Origin of the sequence: Pseudoalteromonas sp. Hal040, assembly GCF_037162425.1 — a bacterium.
In the GTDB taxonomy this organism is placed as follows: Bacteria; Pseudomonadota; Gammaproteobacteria; order Enterobacterales; family Alteromonadaceae; genus Pseudoalteromonas; species Pseudoalteromonas gelatinilytica.
On record NZ_JARLUU010000001.1, the window covers coordinates 1191914 to 1209051 of the forward strand.

Here is a 17138-nt window from a genome sequence, read left to right on the forward strand (position 1 = left end):
TTTTTTTTGCCTAAAATTCACTGATAATCAACTGTATAGCCTACATGTAGTTCCAGTAAGGGTTTTTAACAGTTTATAAAATCCACAACTTTATGTACCATCGGAAGTACCACAAGGGCTTTTAAATCAAAATTGGTGGTACAAAGATGCCAAAAATAGTCACACCGCTAACGGATACGCAAGTAAAGCAAGCAAAGGCAAAGGATAATAAGAGGTATTAAAGCCCATAGCCGCCAAGGGTAGCTTAGAGACTGTTAAGCCAAAGGCTTAACGAAATAATGACTTTTGCGGTTAATACGGGGCTTATACATGCGAATCCTTTGGCAGGTATACGCTCTGCTTTTCAAAAGCCCCAAAAACAATACATGCCAACGATTACGCCTGAAGAATTGCCACAGTTAATGAAAGATATTAGCTATGCCAGTATTAAGCTTGTGACTCGTTACCTAATTGAATGGCAACTACATACCATGGTGCGCCCAAGCGAGGCAGCAGGCGCTAAACGGTCTGAAATAGATCTTGATAACAAGCTTTGGACAATCCCAGCCGAACGGATGAAGAAAAAACGTGAACACTTAGTACCACTTACTGAGCAAACTTTAGAGATTTTAGAGCGATTAAAGCCATTAAGCGGCCATAGAGAATACTTATTTCCAGCAGATAGAAACCCACGTAGCCATATAAACGAGCAAACAGCGAATATGGCGCTTAATCGAATGGGGTATGAAAAGCGGCTGGTGGCGCATGGATTAAGGGCATTAGCCAGCACTACACTAAATCAACATGGCTTTGATACTGATGTGGTAGAAGCCGCACTTGCCCATATTGATAAAAATGAAGTTAGGCGAGCTTATAACCGTGCTGATTATTTAGAGCGCAGGCGTGTAATGATGGAGTGGTGGAGTAACCACATATCACATAAAGCTGGTTTTAGTGTAAAAAACTATTATAACGATCACAAGGTGATGAATTTTAATGAGTAAGTTATTTAAGTTAAAGGAATGGCTAACGTTGAACGAGACTGTTGACTATATTTCAAAATCACTAAATGAACCTGTTACCATTCCTGACCTCTTTCGGTTGGCTTTAGATAAGCATATTGTAATTTCTGTCAACTTAGTAAATGGGGCACAAGCTTGTTTGGGTAAATTTATCAGTAAAGCAGACATATCTTTGATTACTTTCACAAAAGATATAATTGGTGAAGAGCTAGAGCAGCCATATATTGCTCCAGAAAATGGGGAAAGTTACTTTGAAGATGACAAGTTTATAAAGATAGATAACACAAAAATACAAAATATTAGCGGTGTGTGGGATTTAACATTAGCCGGCTCTGAAGCTATCGACTTAGAGTTTTATTGTCAAAAAATGACGTCTGGGTTAGAGGTTACTTTAGTCGGTTTGGAAGGTGTTTACCTTGAAAAAAATGGTGTCCTCGCTCAACTACATACTAGCTTTGATTTAAACGAATACATGGAAGGTTCTAAAATATATTGTCAAAAGGCTGAAGACTCATTAGATAAATCCAATATGACGTCTGATGAAATAGATGATTTTAGAAACGATTTAAAAGAAAAGCGAAGAAAGTTCTTATCCCGAGATCAGTTTGCTAAATCAAACTATTATCCATCAGGAGGGTTAGATGAACACGATTATGATTTTGTTTTTAGAACATCAGAGATTAACAGGTTTTTAAGTTCTTTGGAGGTGGGTGATAAAGATGAATCAGAGCAATCGGTAGAACTTAAGCTCAGAACCCCAGAGCAATCACTAATTGATTCGCTTGGACTTATGGCCTTACTACTCTCTAAAAAATCTACAATATATGAAAGAGCTAATAAACCAAACTCTTATCAAATCAAAGAAGCTATACAGACTTTGGTTGATGATTTAGGTATTGATCAAAATGAGAACAAATTGCTTATTAGTAATTTAGATAGAGATATCACAACAGCATACAGGCACTTGATAAAAAAATATAAAATCTAAGAATGGCTAGCCAAACAAATAATTGGCTAGCCACCCTTCTAATTAAGCTCAGGGATATTCTGTAGGGGTTCAATAAACATAGGAATACCCAAATGAGCACAAATTACTTTTTAAAATTATTCGTCGTCCAGAAGTATTGAATAAGACGGGTTGGTCTAAATCTACACTTTACAACCGCCTAAATGAAGGCTTATTCCCTTCACCAATTAGCCTTGGTTCACGAACAGTAGGATTTGTTGAAAGCGAATGTAACAAGATCATACAAGCTATGATTGCTGGTTACTCTGAACAGCAACTAAAAGACTTGGTTCATGACCTCGTTGCCAATCGCTCAGTGAAATTTTAGGAGGTTACTATGATGATACATGCCGATAAATGTATTGAGCTTGGTTTACCAGCACCTGAAAGCTATCACAATCAGCTAAGTTATGTGTTATGTGTAATAACTCAAGGCATAAAGCTAAATACGCGTTTAGCGAGATATGTTGGTATTCACAACCTACACAGCCTTATTTCAACACTCAAGTATAAAGGGTATAAATTTACGTTAGAACATGGCCGAGTACCTTGTCCATTTACAGGTAAAATACCTTCTCACCCCGTGGATATTTTATCTATGAGCTATGAGCAAATTGAAGCTTATAAAAATGAAAGAAGCCACCAAGAAAATTAATTTCTAAGCGACTCTCTTAATCCAGCTGGTGGCTTAACTTCGACATTGCGCCACCAGCTTTTTTATCATAAACGCTATTACCCAGCCTAACAACAATGTTAGTAAGCACTTTCAATAAGGTATTAGGTTTAATATTAAAAAGCTTTTATAAAACGTCATTTCTAGGATTTTTACCCAAGAATAATGAAAGCTACTCAATTAATCCTAACAAATAGCCTTACTTAACATGATAGTGTTAACTAACTTGCCACTAGGTAATTAATAATATCCTTTAGTGAAGCCCATGCCTTACATAATGAATACCCGTTACCTTGAAGTGAATAAAAGAGTGTTTTGGGTCAATGGTAAACATAGTGGAATATATTCACACATGGCAAAACGGATGATTGGGCAAGTAAATGCTATGCTCAACTACCACAGCAAAGTACATTTAATTCGTTTTGATCTCCGATTATACAAATACACTGACAATAATGAGGTTGTGAGCAAATTCAATCGGATATTATTTAAGTGGCTAAAGCGTAAATATAATCTTAAACGTGTTGGCTTTGTTTGGTGTCGTGAAATGGAAACCGCAAAGCAGCAACATTATCACTATGCCCTTATGCTAGATGGTCACAAAGTGCGTCACCCTCACGATATACTCATTAAAGTGAAAGACGTATGGGAAACCAATTTACAAGGCTCTGAATACACGCCTAAGCGCTGTTACTACAATTTAAAGCGAGATTGTAATACATCTATTCAACTCGCTGTGTGGCGTATTTCCTACTTGGCAAAGACAAGAGGTAAGGGGTATAAACCTAGTCAGACTAAAAATTATGGAACGAGTCGGTTAAGATTTAAATAAATAATAACGTTCTTTAAATTCAGTAAAAGACAGATAAAAGACAGGATATGAACTATTGTGAATAGTTTTCATGGTTTTTTGATGACTTTAATAAAAGGTCTTTATTGGATAATATGTGAGAATTATGGATACTGCTTTTAAAAAGGAAAAAATATGAGACTCTCAATGGCTATCTTTTGTTTACTGACAGTTGTAGGTTGTTCTTCAGTTAGTAATGTGCTTCCTGTTGGTAAAAATCAATTTAGAGTTAGTTCGGAAATGGGAGGGCAATTCCCAAGCTGGTCTGATGTAAAGGAGTTATCAATTAAAAAGGCAATAGAGTATTGCGCATCTACTAGTAAAACTATGGAAGAAATAAGTTGGGAAACACATGGGGCTAGAGGATGGACGCCATTGAATGCTGAATTAACATTTAAATGCGTAGATTCTGAATAGTTTTAAATACAACTTTACGGCTTTAACGTAGTTAATGTACCACCCTAAGTAACACTTTATTTATCTATAAATAAAAAATCATTTAAGTTAATGGTTTATGTTGTTGGTTTGGATGACCCCAGCATATGAAAAAGGCTGCTCTCAGAGCAGCCTTTTTTATTCCAAAAAAACAACCGGTTACAACAGTTGAACTAAGAATGTGAAACTGTTTCCTCATAAAAGTACCTTCTCAGAAAATTCCTAAATTACATTATTGAAGTGGTTAAATTTTGACTTTATAGAGGCCGTTGCCTAGATAAGTTAGACAAATGAACATACAAGGATGTACTGATGGCTAATTTAATTATTTGTTGTGATGGAACTTGGAATAACCCTCGCCAAGAAGATAACGGCATACCCGCACCTACAAATGTTGTAAAGCTTTACCATGCTCTAGCAAAAGAAGATGGCATGGGGGATTCACAAAAAACATATTACCACCCAGGGCTTGGTGGTGAAGAGAGCGGCTTAAAAGATTCGATTATTGATGGAGCGTTAGGAAAAAGCATTAAACGCCATATTTGTAGTGCTTATTACTGGTTGGCAAATAACTATTGCGATGGTGATAAGGTTTATATATTTGGTTTTAGTCGCGGCGCATTTACAGCAAGAAGTTTAGGTGGGCTACTTAACAAAGGCTTGCTTGATTTTAGCAAAATCAAAAAAAGTGAGGAACAATGGGAGTATGTTCATAAGCATTTTGATAACTATAAATCAGGTGTTGAAACTATTAAACCCAGCCAGTTTTTAAATCAGAAAGCTGCTCTACCGATTCATTTTATGGGTGTATGGGATACCGTAGGGGCGCTAGGTATTCCTAATGATATGGAACTTTTTAACTTATTAGATAATCCGGCCTCATGGCGTTTCCACGATACTACGCTTGGCGAACATATAAATATTGCAAGGCATGCAATGGCTATGGATGAAAAAAGGAGTAGCTTTTGTGTTACTCGCTGGACTGAGTATGCAAGTGATCGTGACGTTAAAGAAAAATGGTTTCCGGGCGTGCACTCTGATGTGGGTGGTGGATACAGCAATACTGACTTATCAGATATAACACTTGAATGGATGTTAACCGAAGCAGCCGAAGCTGGATTAGTTTTTAGAGACGGCATATTTGAGCAATTGAAGCCAAATCCCGCAGGTGTGCTACACAACTCTTATAAAGGCATTTTTGCTAAGTTTAGATCAAGACCTCGAAATATAGACTGTGTTGTTGCTGAAAACCAAGCGTACTTCCATGAAAGTGTGTTTCAACGACAAGCAGTCTCGCCTATAGAGCATCCTGAATATTGGCCAACAATAAAATTAGCAAAAAATGAATCTTCACAAGTAAATATCTTTGCAAAACAGCATTGGACTCCTACCTATATTTATATGGAAAAAGGGCAGCAATATATATTTGAATCTGAAGGATGTTGGCAAGATAGCAAAGATGTGTGCGACTGGTTAGGGACAGAAGATGGCAAGTTAACAGCTGGCGATATTATTAGATTTGCATCGTCTATTTGGGGGATGACAGAGCGCAAATTTAAGCAAGCAACAGAAAATAGAATCTACAGATTTTTGGGGAACCAAGCGTGTAGAGCATATGCCTTGGTTTATAGCTGTGGGCTGTATTTCTAATGATTCAAACCAAGAAAAAGCAGTACCAAATGATGGTAGTCCTCATCCGCATCAGTATGTTGCGCTTCCTAGGCATCAAAATAAACCTAACGCTTTAAAAGTTGAATCTTCAGGGTATTTTTATGCTTTTCCAAATGATGTTTGGTCTCTGTACCTTAATAACCAAGGAAGTATTCAACTTAAAGTAACGCGTGTTGCTTAAGGGGTTATAAATGGATAATTCAGTTAATATGGTAGAAATTTTCCAAATGTTTCAGGCCCAATACTCTCAAGTTGATAAATTATGGAACTACTTTGGGATCGTTAGTCTAGCTGTTGCAGGATTTACTATAGGTAACGAGAAAGCGACTCGAACAATCACAGAGCCAATAGCAATTGTAATCGGTTATTTAGCTTTTTGTGTGGGCAACTATACAGCATTGATTGATGGGCACAAATTCCTAGTTATTTTAGCCGAAAGATATAATGAAAAGGCCTGTTCTTATGATCTTGACTATCTGGAAGTCAGCCCTGTGTTAGATATTTCGCTGTTTTATTTTTTTGTTGTTATTACGTTTACTTTAGCTATTTTAGTAGTCTCGTATTCGAGGCTCAAACTTAAGCAACATGATAAAGGCTAAATATTACTTAGGCCTTAAAAAGTAACTTAATATAATAGGTTAAGATAAGAGCCCTTAAGTTGTAACTTAAGGGTTTTTTATTTATCAAACAATCAACTGAACGGCATCAATAATCGGTTTGTTTTCGGTATCAATGGTGTCGATGATGTGTTTGTGTAGGCGCTTTTTGTGCTCTGCGAAAATAGCGCGTTTTTTATCGAACTGGCTGGCAAATTCGAGGGCGGTATTAAATAAAGCCTCGTTGTTTGGGCAAGCTTGTTCAATTACATGATCCGTGGCAAGTTCGCCTGCGGTAACGCGGCGGCCTGTTAGCATCATCTCGTTAAAACGATAGTCTGGAATGGCTTTTTTAATAAAGGCGAGCATACCTGGTAAAAACGGGATTGATAAGTCGACTTCTGGGAAGCAGAAGAAACCACGATCGCTTTGCATAAACCTAAAATCGCAAGCGCACGATAAAATGGCGCCATTACCAAATGCGTGGCCATTTATCGCCGCGATTACTGGCATTGGGAACAGTAATAAGCGTTTAAATACCGCATCCATCGAGTGCATAAAGCCACTTACTTCTGCAAATTTTTGTGTTTTTAATGCCGGCATAAGCCAATCTGTATCTATGCCCAAACTCCATGATTTTTCGCTGCTTGAAGTGATCACGAGTGCTTTGTGTTCAGGATTACGTTCGATTTCGTCAAGGCAAGTTAAAAAAGCCTCTGCAAAAGCAGGATTATGGCGATTTTCAGCTGTTGTCATAGTTAAGATAGCAACAGATCCTTGTGTACTTACATTCATCAGTGTCATGCTGTGCCTTCAATTTTATTGTGTTGTGGGCATAGTTATAACCCATAGGTTTAACAAAATAAACCACAAGTCTGACCAGTTGTAAATTTAGGGGCACTTCTCTTTTGGTTGATATGGTCTTTTAGTCGAAAGGGCTTTTCGAATTGTCGCTAATAGTGGCGAGCCATGATAGCGTTAGCTCAAACACACTATTTTAAGCGTAACAATGGATTTGATCAGTTGGCAGTTTTTGGGTGGAGATTTATTAAGTCCGATCAGCGCAATCATGCTCATTGTGGTTGCGGGCTTTACATCAATGATTTCAGCAGCTTTTGGTGCGGGTGGCGGATTAATGCTGCTGGTGATCATGGCATCTATGCTTCCTATGAGTGTGGTTATTCCTGTTCATGGGTTAGTGCAGCTAGGCTCTAATGCAAACCGCTTTTTGTTTACGTTTAAACATATTGATGGTGCTATGTTCGTGTACTTCTCTTTAGGAGGAGTCATAGGTGCGCTGGTTGCCTCAACGATTGTCACATCAATTCCCCTTGAATTAATGAAAATAGTGGTCGCTGCCTTTGTGCTCTATTTACTTTGGGGTGTAACGCCAAAGCTCAGAGAAACCTCAAAGTTATGGCGCGTTCTCGCAGGGCTTTGGACTACGTTTATATCGATGTTTGTAGGGGCAAGTGGACCTTTGGTTGGCAGCTGCTTATATGTCAATAATTATAATAAGCTTAAATTTACCGCCACTTTTTCAAGCTGCATGACAGTACAACATACCTTAAAAGCAATTTTATATGGGGCTGTGGGCTTTGCATTTTGGCAGTGGTTGCCACTGGTTATGCTCATGATATTGAGCGGTGCTATAGGTACATGGCTTGGCCTTAAGTTATTGCACCGCATTTCGTCAGATAAATTTAAAAAGATTTTTCGTTTAGTGTTAACGGTGCTTTCCCTGCAACTTGCGTGGCAGGGAGTCATGACTTTTAGTATTTAAACAACCCCAGTTTGGCAACAATGCCGCGTTCTAATTCATTGAGTTGGCCTATGGTGTTATCAAGGTGCTGAGCTTCCTGCGATAGGCTCTTAGCGCCTTGGTTAATAAGCTGCATAGTATTTAAGATATCAGCGGTAACACTGGTTTGCTCTTCAGAACTTGCTGCAACGCTCTCGTTCATTTGATTAATGGTATTGATTTGTTTAGCAATATCTTTAAACACCGCTTGGCTTTTTTGATTCGCTTGGCTCACTTTATCGCTGAGTGACTTACTTTGCTCCGTTGCGGTTACACAATCAGAGGTATTATTGTGTAGCGATACAATAATCGACTCGATCTCAGACGTTGAATCATAGGTTTTACTAGCAAGCGCTCTTACTTCATCGGCTACTACAGCAAAGCCACGGCCGGATTCACCAGCACGAGCCGCTTCAATAGCAGCATTTAGAGCCAGTAAATTGGTTTGCTCAGCAATACTTTTTATAACATCGAGCACTTGGCTAATTTCATTACTGCTGGCATTTAATTGTTTAACTACGTTTGATGTATGGTCGAGTTGTGCAGCTAATTCGTCAACCATGTTGCCATTTGCATTCATATTTTGTTCGCCCTGTTGGCATAAGCGATGAACGTCGGTGGTTTGCTGCGCAGTTTGATTGGCTCCTTGCGCAATCTCTTTGGTTGCTTCACTCAACTGACTAAGCGCATTGGTTGCTGAATCAGTGCGGTTATATTCAAGCTCCGCTTCGTTTTTAGAGCGCACAGATGCTTCGTTTACTGTACTGGCTATCATTTCAAGCTCGCTGGCTGTACTGCCTAGCTCAGTGATGATTTCTTGTACTTGCGCTATGAATCGATTGAACCCATCAACTAAATAGCCAATTTCATCATTAGATTGGTAGCTAATACGTTTTGTAAGGTCGCCTTCACCTTTGACAATTTCATCAACAAGGCTATTTACGCTATCGATTGGTTTTATCACCAACAGTCGCACGATATAAATAATCACCGCACCCAAGGCGATAAAAGAGATCAGCAAGGTAATAAACATGGTGCGTGTCGACTCAGCAATGGTGCTATGCAGTGCTTGCTGTGAGTAACCAATTTTTATGTGACCAATTAAATTATCTAAATAGTGCAAATCAATAGTTTTGCTAACCGATGCGTTATTGCTTTGTTTTGTAATAGCGGCCAGTGGCTTATTGCGATGATCTGTCACTGAAATGCTATGTACATGTTTGTTTTGCGAAAAGGCTTTAATAATCTGATTGATTAACTGCTCATCATAAGAGAATACCGGCTCGGCTAAAATAACCTGCATTTGCTCATTAAGGGCCTTGATGTCGTCTTGCCATTGTTCTGTTTGACTCGACTTTGCGAGCAGGTAGTTTGCACTGATCACGAAGATCACGCTCAGTAAAAGGCACAAAGACAGTGCCAAGGTCATTTTATATTTTAATGATTTCATTGTGCGCTCATTGAAATGGGTTAAACCACAAAGGGCTATTTTTATTAGGTGTGTTCGACGATAACGTTGGGTTATCTAGCTCAATTACGCGACGCGAGCTTAAGTTGGCTTTTGATAAAACCGTTTGTACTTGGCTGTCTGCCAAAAACATGGCGTTAAATGTGCCATCAGCAATCATCTCGTTTAGGGCATCATTTAGCTTTTTATGTAGCGTGTGGTTGTTTTTGTTGACGAAAAAGTAAAGTGGTGCGGTGTACTTAATCACCAAGTGCGGCTCAACAGTGAGATTAAGCTCTGAGTGATTGGCAATTTCATCCCAAGGTTCATTAACACCGCGTGGGAAGTAATCAAAGCGCTCGCCTTCAAGCATTGGGAACAAATTAGGGTATTTTAATGTGGTAACAACGGGTAGTTGATTTGCTTTTAATATTTTAGTGTCTGGCCAGGTTTTACCTTGCCCAGCGGTAAAACGTTTTAAATCTTGTAAGCTAGTTACCGAGCTAAACAGTTCGCGATTTTGTGCTTTCACAATCGCGACTCGCATGCCAAGTAAGCCACGAAACAAAGGTATATAAACGGCTTTATAATCTTGCTCTAACTGAGTTGATGTCATGCTCCACATCACATCCAGCTGGTTGTTTTTTACATCGTTTAAGATACGTGCGTTAGAGATATCTTTATTGGTTTCGTAAGGGTGAACATACTCTAAGTCAGCCCGTTCAATGGCGCTGATCAATAATTTGTGGGGAAGGGAGGTATCGCCACTGTAGCTTTGAACTTTTACCGGCGCGGCAAAACAAGCCGACGTAAAAGCAAAGCAAAAAAGAAAAGCAAAATGACGCATAAAGCACCTTTGTTATTATTATGTAAACAATAAACTAAAGTGCTTTACGCGCTTTCTCAATCTTATTTCTTATGCATACGTATTCATACCTAATTAATCGCTTAGCAGGCTGTCGATTGACTTATCACCATTAAACAATTCAAACACTTGTGGTTTTTTCGGTGTATGTTCAGCAAGGTATAGCAGGGTATCTGCTACATCTTCACGGTTGATCACCGCATCTTGGCGCGTTGCAGGGCGCGTGGTGGTTAATAGCCCCGTGGCTGCATCATTTAATAGCGTGCCCGGTCTGACAATGCTGTAATTTAATTCGCTATTGATTAAATGTTGGTCAGCCATGTGCTTAGCAACTAAATACGGTTTTATACTGCTTTCAATATTATCTGGGGCATCAGCACCAATAGAGCTGACCATAATAAAGTGCTTAACCTTGGCATCTACCGCATAATTAATCGCTTTGACTGCAGCCCATAAATCAATCAGTAAGGTTTTATCTGCACCTGTAGCGCCGCCAGAACCCGCGCTAAAAATCACTTGTTCAACACCCTCGAAAGCTCGACTAAAATCGTTTTCGAGGTCTTGCTCTACAATCGTTAAATTATTACTTTCAAGTGTACTCAGTTTGCTTTTATCTCGAACCAGAGCCACTACATCATGACCGCTTGCCAGCATTTTTTCGGTGGTCATTTTACCTATTTGGCCCGTTGCGCCAATGATTAAGGTCTTCATATCAAACTCCTTCTAATTGCTGTGTTACTAAAGACCTTGGGGTGTGAATTTATTTTTAAAGGGGAAACTAAAAACGAAATTGTAATCAAGAAAAATAACGGGGCTAATTAAAGCCCCATCCAATCCTTAAACTTTATTGCGAATTAGGTCGCGAACAATAAAACGGCCGGGGTGGATAGCTTGGTTCACGCGTTCGCTAAATGGTCTTGGTTCATTGTTTAAACAAGCAATTAAATGCTCAGCACATAGAGGGGCACTGCACAGGCCTCTTGCGCCAAAGCCAGTGAGAAGATGCAAGCCTTGCTGAGGTTTCGATAACGCTTGGTACTGATATCGCTTACCTAATCTTAAATTAGCAAACGCACTTACATAATCACTTTGTTCAGCCCACTCACCAGCCATAGGTAGATGGTCGATGAAGGTACATCTTACAGCTGCTTTTGCCGCTGTTATTTCACCTAAGGTCGTTGCAAACTCGCTGTCTGTGTAAAAACTTAATAGTTGTTCGCGATTGGTGTGGTTGTCTTGCTCTTTAACTTCACGGCTTTTTGAGTTTTTTTCAAAGGTTGCGCCCATGCAATGATGGCCCTGATATTCAGGAGTAAAATAGCCCTTATGGCAAAGCACGGTCTTTAGGCGTTTTGACTGCTCGCTTGCTTGCACATGCGAGACTTGGCCGCGCACACCAACAACAGGCAGTGCGTGAGTTTGGCTAAACTGGTCACTGTGTTCACCTGTGCAATTAATCACATCACTAAATGGTCCGAATGTTTGCTCTTTTGTGTGTAATAACCAGCCATCAGCGGTTTTCTCGAGCTTTTCAATATGGCAATTAAAGTGACTGTCCATTTTATTATTGGTAGTCGCAGTTAACGAATTTGCCGCATTAAATAGTGCAGTAACCAGGGCTGGTGGATTTACCCAGCCGCCTTTTGCAAAGAATACCCCTGAGTAGCCCGTATCCACGCCGGCAATTTCGTCGCCTTCTTCGGCGCTTACATTACGCAATAATTCAGCTGGCCAAAGTTCTTTATCGGCAAGGTTTTGATGTTTATCAGCTAGGCCTTGTTTAACCGCATGTTGTAATACACCACACCACTGGTGAGGGTAGTCAAAACCATCATCAAGTAATTGTTGGTATAGACGCATCGCATATAAAAAACTATGAGCGAACATTTCACTGTGCGGTGAGTTCTTCGCTTGCAAATGTGGATAAACAGCCCCTTGTACATTGTGAGAAGCGCCCATGGCAAGCGCTTCATCTTGGCAAAAAAGCGTGGCTTTTAGGCCTCTTTTTGCCAGTGAATACAGTACACTGCTACTGGCAATACCACCGCCAATAACAGCCACATTACTCAATTCACTTTGCTGATGAGCAAAATAGGCAGGCCCTGATTGTTGCTCATTAGGCTCAGTTAGCTCGCCAATCAGCATTTCGCGTTTTTTACCATAGCCTTTAGCTTTACTCATGCTAAAGCCTGCTTCGATGAGTCCTCTTCTGACAAAGCCTGCGGCCGTAAAAGTGGCGAGTGTGGCATTTTCTCTTGAGATAGCACGCATCTTGTTGAACAAACTCTGTTGCCACATATCTGGGTTTTTACTTGGTGCAAAGCCATCTAAATACCACGCATCAACAACCCCTTCGCTTGGGTAGCTCATGGCATCAATGCTGTCTTGCACGTCACCAAAGTAAAGGTCGAGTATTAGTTTGCCACCTGCAAATTCAAGGCGATGGCAGCCGGCCAAATTAATTGGGTATTGAGCAATTAGTTGCTCACTATATTCAGTTAAATTAGGCCAGGCTTTGAGTGCTTGAGCTAGGTCATCACGCTTAATAGGGAACTTTTCAAAAGAGATAAAGTGCAGGCGGGTAACACTTTTTTTACCACTATGGTCGTGTTGATTTTGAACTTTTTGCTCTGCATGCTGCCTATCAAGGTGAGCTGCAAAGTGTTGCCATGTATTTAAAAAGTTAAGCCCGGTACCAAAGCCTGTTTCAGCAATTGCAAAGTGGTTACGGTCATGATTTTGTAATCGTTGCGGGATATGGTTTTGTTGATAAAACACATAATGTGATTCGGCTAAGCCATCATCATTAGAGAAATAAACATCGTCAAACTGATCGGCGACAGGGGTACCAAGGTGATTAAAATGAATATGTGCGTTTTTGATCATGGTTTAACTAATTAACTACAAACTTTTTTTCATTATTTTACGTGTTTTCTTTGAAATAGTCTGGCGTTATTTATAAGCTAGACATTCAGAGTACATGTGTACGCTAGAAAGCTGACCACTTCGAGAGTAATTTCAGCGTAAAATAGAACACAATTTAGTATAGAGCTAAGGTAATTACCCATGAGAAGAGCCGTTATTACGGGCATCGGTGTTGTTTCAAGCATCGGTAACAACAAAGAAGAAGTATTAGAATCATTAAAACAAGGCCGTAGTGGTATCGCGTTCAACCAAGAGTTTGCTGACTACAACCTACGTAGTAACGTATCTGGCAAAATCGATATTGATGTTAAAGAGTTTGTTGATCGTAAAGCTATGCGCTTTATGGGCGATGCAGCGGCATACGCTTATATCTCTATGGCACAAGCGATTGCAGATGCAGGCCTTAGTGAAGATCAAGTTTCAAACGAGCGCACTGGTTTATTAGTGGGTTCAGGTGGTGGTTCATCTAAGTGGCAAGTTGAAGCCGCTGACATTTTACGTGAAAAAGGCGTAAAACGTGTTGGTCCTTACATGGTACCACGTACTATGGCGAGCACGACTTCGGCGTGCCTTGCAACACCATTCAAAATCAAAGGTGTTAACTACTCGCTAAGTTCTGCATGTGCAACATCTGCACACTGTATCGGTCATGCGGTTGAGCAAATTCAACTAGGTAAGCAAGACGTCATCTTTGCAGGTGGTGGTGAAGAGCTTCACTGGACACTCGCAATGGAATTCGATGCAATGGGTGCATTGTCTACTAAGTACAATGAAACACCTGAGAAAGCATCACGTACCTATGATGCAAACCGTGATGGTTTTGTTATCTCTGCTGGTGGCGGTATTGTTGTTGTTGAAGAACTTGAGCATGCACTTGCTCGTGGCGCGCACATCTATGCAGAAATCACAGGTTACGGTGCAACATCTGACGGCTACGACATGGTAGCTCCATCAGGTGAAGGCGCTGTACGTTGTATGAAGCAAGCAATGCAAGGTCTTGAAGGCGGCATTGATTACTTAAATACTCACGGTACTTCAACACCTGTTGGTGATGTGAAAGAGCTAGGTGCTATTCAAGAAGTATTTGGTGGTAACTCGCCAATGATCAGTGCAACCAAAGCGATGACAGGTCACGCTTTAGGTGCAGCAGGTGTTCACGAAGCAATCTTCTCGCTATTAATGCTTGAGCATAACTTTGTTGCTCCATCTATCAACATTGATGAACTAGATGAGCAAGCTGCAGGTCTAAATATCGTAACTGAGCGTAAAGACGTTGAACTAAATACAGTTATGTCTAACAGCTTCGGTTTCGGTGGCACTAACGCCACATTAGTAATGAGCAAATATAAAGGTTAAACCTCTCCAGTATTTGCTTAAAGCCGAGCAATAGCTCGGCTTTTTCATTTGTTATAAATTACCCCAAAATCGTCTTAGTTGTTACCTATCCGAATACTGATAAATTCGCTACAATAGCGCCACTTTCTGCCTCTCGGACACACAAATGAAAATTCTTGCAGATCAAAATATGCCATTGGTTGAGCAGTACTTTGCCGATTTTGGTGATGTTGAGCGATTTGATGGCCGTAATCTTCAACCCGAGCAGCTAGTCGGGGTCGATATTTTGTTAACCCGCTCTGTTACCAATGTAGATAAAGCCTTACTCACTCAAGCAGATAAATTAAAATTTGTGGGCACAGCAACCATAGGTGTTGATCACATTGATACCGAGTTACTTGCTGAGCGAAATATCGCATTTAGCAGCGCCCCAGGGTGTAATGCTGTGGCGGTAGCGGAATATGTAATTAGTAGCTTATATGCCTTGAGCCAAGAAAACGCCAATTCATTACAAGGCAAAACCATCGGCATAGTGGGCGTTGGCAGTATTGGTAGCTGTTTACGTGATAAGTTAAGCTTGCTTGGCATGAATGTACTGTTGTGTGATCCACCCAAATATGAAGCCGGTGAGCTTGCAGAGCATATTGAGTTAGACACATTACTAGCTCAAGCTGATATTGTGACTTTTCACGTCCCATTAGTTAAGCAAGGGCCGCATAAAACCTTGCACATGCTCGACGAAACGCGCTTAAAAGCGCTTAAGCAGGGCATGACGATTATCAATGCAAGCCGTGGAGATGTGATTGATAACCAAGCATTGCTTGCATTGTTTAAACAAGGCGCAAAATTAGACTGCGTGCTTGATGTTTGGGAAAACGAACCCAATATACTGACACCTCTGCTTGATTATGTACGTTATGCCAGTGTGCATATTGCAGGGCATACACTTGAAGGCAAAGCCCGCGGTACACAAATACTGTATCAGCAAGTGTGTGAGCTTGAAGGTATCGCGGCGCTTAAGTCTCTGGACGACTTTTTGCCTGAGCCAATTAGCCACTCTGTCACGTTAGGTGAAACCTTTAACCTAAACGATATAGGTCGCTTAGTGCACTTGATTTATGATGTGCGTCGCGACGATGGCATTTTACGAAGTAAATTAGCAAGCGAAGGCTTTGATAGTTTACGTAAGAATTACCCGCCACGACGCGAGTTTAGTACGTTGTCGGTGGCTGCCAACAGTGCATGTGAAGGCGCATTAGCTGCACTGGGATTTAGAATTAACGAATAAAGCCATTTGCTTTATTCAAAAGAGGAAAACACATGTCGCAAAAATTTAATGTAGCCGTATTAGGTGCCACAGGTTTAGTGGGTCGTCAAATTATCGAAACTTTAGAAGATCGTAAGTTTCCGGTAGACCAATTATTTTTACTTGCAAGCAGCCGTAGTGCTGGTGAAGAAATTCAATTTCGCGGTGAGAGCATTGAAGTAATCGATGTTGAAGGTTTTGATTTTAGCCAAGCTCACATTGGTTTATTTTCAGCGGGCGGCAGTGTCTCTGAAAAATACGCACCGATTGCGGCTGAAGCCGGCTGTGTAGTCATTGATAATACCTCACACTTTCGTAATGACTACGATGTGCCACTCATTATTCCTGAAGTGAATGCATCAAGCTTGGCGGATTTCAGAAATCGCAACATCATTGCAAACCCTAACTGTTCAACGATTCAAATGCTGGTGGCGTTAAAACCAATTTATGATGCTTATGGCATTGACCGTATTAACGTATCAACATATCAGGCCGTATCGGGTGCGGGTAAAGAAGCGGTTGATGAACTAGCCAAGCAAACAGCAAACTTAATGAATGCGCGCCCAATGGATAATGCCGTTTTCCCTAAACAAATTGCTTTTAACGTGATCCCACAAATCGACAGCTTTGAAGATAACGGTTATACCCGCGAAGAAATGAAAATGGTTAATGAAACACAAAAAATCTTAGGTGATAACAGTGTTGTGGTTAACCCTACCTGTGTTCGTGTTCCCGTGTTCTTTGGTCACAGTGAAGCGATTAATATTGAAACGCGTATGCCAGTAGATATCGAACATGTTAAACAGTTATTAAACGATGCACCTGGTGTAGAGTTTATCGAAGACTTAGCGGATTACCCAACGGCTGTGTCAGATGCAAGTGGTAACGATACTGTATACGTAGGTCGTTTACGTGCTGATATTTCGCATCCACATGGTTTAAATATGTGGGTTGTAAGTGATAATACGCGCAAAGGTGCAGCTACAAATAGTGTGCAGATTGCTGAAGAGCTAATCGCAAATTATTTATAAATCTGATGATTTAGGCTGAGCTAATTTTGACAGAAAGCGGCAATTTGCCGCTTTTTTTGTGAATTCACTGCCAAATTATTGCCGCATACGTTGTAAAAGCGTATAAACTTAACGATAACAATAAAAAAGTCTCTCAGCCGCTAATATTTAAGCTATTTACTATCAAGGTGTTGCAATAGATATTGCAAGGCAACTA

The 17138-nt window shown here is 40.3% G+C and carries 17 protein-coding genes and 1 pseudogene; 13 read left to right on the top strand and 5 right to left on the bottom strand.

Annotated features, from left to right (window positions below; translation table 11 throughout):
* Positions 1-211 precede the first annotated feature (211 nt).
* The 9 genes and pseudogenes from P4S60_RS05300 to P4S60_RS05340 form a co-directional block, all read left to right on the top strand.
* Positions 212-983 (top strand): annotated as a pseudogene (locus P4S60_RS05300) (tyrosine-type recombinase/integrase); the annotation flags it as partial.
* Entirely contained in the window at positions 976-1989 is a 1014-nt protein-coding gene (locus tag P4S60_RS05305; protein ID WP_337115263.1) for a hypothetical protein, read from the top strand. The pseudogene P4S60_RS05300 and the gene P4S60_RS05305, both read left to right, overlap by 8 nt.
* A gap of 118 nt (positions 1990-2107) precedes the next feature.
* Entirely contained in the window at positions 2108-2335 is a 228-nt protein-coding gene (locus P4S60_RS05310; protein ID WP_337116826.1) for a helix-turn-helix transcriptional regulator, read from the top strand.
* 9 nt (positions 2336-2344) lie between these two features.
* On the top strand, positions 2345-2662 hold the full coding sequence (locus P4S60_RS05315; protein WP_337115264.1) for a hypothetical protein: 318 nt from the start codon (positions 2345-2347) through the stop codon (positions 2660-2662).
* Positions 2663-3032: 370 nt separating this feature from the next.
* Positions 3033-3512, top strand: a complete 480-nt coding sequence (locus P4S60_RS05320; RefSeq protein WP_337115266.1) for a YagK/YfjJ domain-containing protein — start codon at positions 3033-3035, stop codon at positions 3510-3512.
* Positions 3513-3665: 153 nt separating this feature from the next.
* On the top strand, positions 3666-3947 hold the full coding sequence (locus tag P4S60_RS05325; protein WP_337115267.1) for a hypothetical protein: 282 nt from the start codon (positions 3666-3668) through the stop codon (positions 3945-3947).
* A gap of 330 nt (positions 3948-4277) precedes the next feature.
* The gene (locus tag P4S60_RS05330) at positions 4278-5615 is read left to right on the top strand and encodes a DUF2235 domain-containing protein (RefSeq protein ID WP_337115268.1); all 1338 of its coding nucleotides are present in this window, start codon (positions 4278-4280) and stop codon (positions 5613-5615) included.
* Positions 5581-5817: a hypothetical protein gene (locus P4S60_RS05335; RefSeq protein WP_337115269.1), complete on the top strand. Its 237-nt coding sequence runs from the start codon at positions 5581-5583 to the stop codon at positions 5815-5817. The genes P4S60_RS05330 and P4S60_RS05335 overlap by 35 nt, the downstream gene beginning before the upstream one ends.
* Positions 5818-5827: 10 nt before the next feature.
* Positions 5828-6235 carry a hypothetical protein gene (locus P4S60_RS05340; RefSeq protein WP_337115270.1) on the top strand — a complete coding sequence of 136 codons (408 nt, stop codon included), beginning with the start codon at positions 5828-5830 and terminating at the stop codon, positions 6233-6235.
* A gap of 84 nt (positions 6236-6319) precedes the next feature.
* On the opposite strand, the gene P4S60_RS05345 is transcribed toward P4S60_RS05340, so the two are convergent.
* Complete coding sequence (locus tag P4S60_RS05345; RefSeq protein ID WP_337115271.1) at positions 6320-7036, bottom strand: enoyl-CoA hydratase/isomerase family protein; 717 nt, start codon at positions 7034-7036, stop codon at positions 6320-6322.
* Between the two features lie 205 nt (positions 7037-7241).
* Here P4S60_RS05345 and P4S60_RS05350 point away from each other — a divergent pair, with 205 nt between their 5' ends.
* A complete protein-coding gene (locus P4S60_RS05350) occupies positions 7242-8015 on the top strand; it encodes a sulfite exporter TauE/SafE family protein (RefSeq protein WP_337115272.1) in 774 nt (257 codons plus the stop codon).
* Here P4S60_RS05350 and P4S60_RS05355 read toward each other — a convergent pair.
* The 4 genes from P4S60_RS05355 to mnmC form a co-directional block, all read right to left on the bottom strand.
* Positions 8005-9483, bottom strand: a complete 1479-nt coding sequence (locus P4S60_RS05355) for a methyl-accepting chemotaxis protein (protein ID WP_337115273.1) — start codon at positions 9481-9483, stop codon at positions 8005-8007. The two genes, P4S60_RS05350 and P4S60_RS05355, sit on opposite strands and share 11 nt — an antisense overlap.
* A gap of 7 nt (positions 9484-9490) precedes the next feature.
* Complete coding sequence (locus P4S60_RS05360; RefSeq protein ID WP_337115274.1) at positions 9491-10327, bottom strand: substrate-binding periplasmic protein; 837 nt, start codon at positions 10325-10327, stop codon at positions 9491-9493.
* Between the two features lie 93 nt (positions 10328-10420).
* The gene (locus P4S60_RS05365) at positions 10421-11056 is read right to left on the bottom strand and encodes an SDR family oxidoreductase (protein WP_337115275.1); all 636 of its coding nucleotides are present in this window, start codon (positions 11054-11056) and stop codon (positions 10421-10423) included.
* A 126-nt stretch (positions 11057-11182) separates the two neighbouring features.
* Positions 11183-13231 carry a bifunctional tRNA (5-methylaminomethyl-2-thiouridine)(34)-methyltransferase MnmD/FAD-dependent 5-carboxymethylaminomethyl-2-thiouridine(34) oxidoreductase MnmC gene (mnmC, locus tag P4S60_RS05370; RefSeq protein WP_337115277.1) on the bottom strand — a complete coding sequence of 683 codons (2049 nt, stop codon included), beginning with the start codon at positions 13229-13231 and terminating at the stop codon, positions 11183-11185.
* Positions 13232-13411: 180 nt separating this feature from the next.
* Between mnmC and fabB the strand changes: the two genes are divergently transcribed.
* The 3 genes from fabB to P4S60_RS05385 all read left to right on the top strand — a co-directional run bounded on the left by fabB (position 13412) and on the right by P4S60_RS05385 (position 16942).
* Positions 13412-14626: a beta-ketoacyl-ACP synthase I gene (gene fabB / locus P4S60_RS05375; protein ID WP_337115278.1), complete on the top strand. Its 1215-nt coding sequence runs from the start codon at positions 13412-13414 to the stop codon at positions 14624-14626.
* Between the two features lie 145 nt (positions 14627-14771).
* Positions 14772-15893, top strand: coding sequence for a 4-phosphoerythronate dehydrogenase (locus tag P4S60_RS05380; protein WP_337115279.1), 1122 nt, complete (start codon positions 14772-14774; stop codon positions 15891-15893).
* A 32-nt stretch (positions 15894-15925) separates the two neighbouring features.
* On the top strand, positions 15926-16942 hold the full coding sequence (locus P4S60_RS05385) for an aspartate-semialdehyde dehydrogenase (protein WP_337115280.1): 1017 nt from the start codon (positions 15926-15928) through the stop codon (positions 16940-16942).
* The last annotated feature ends 196 nt before the right edge of the window (positions 16943-17138 follow it).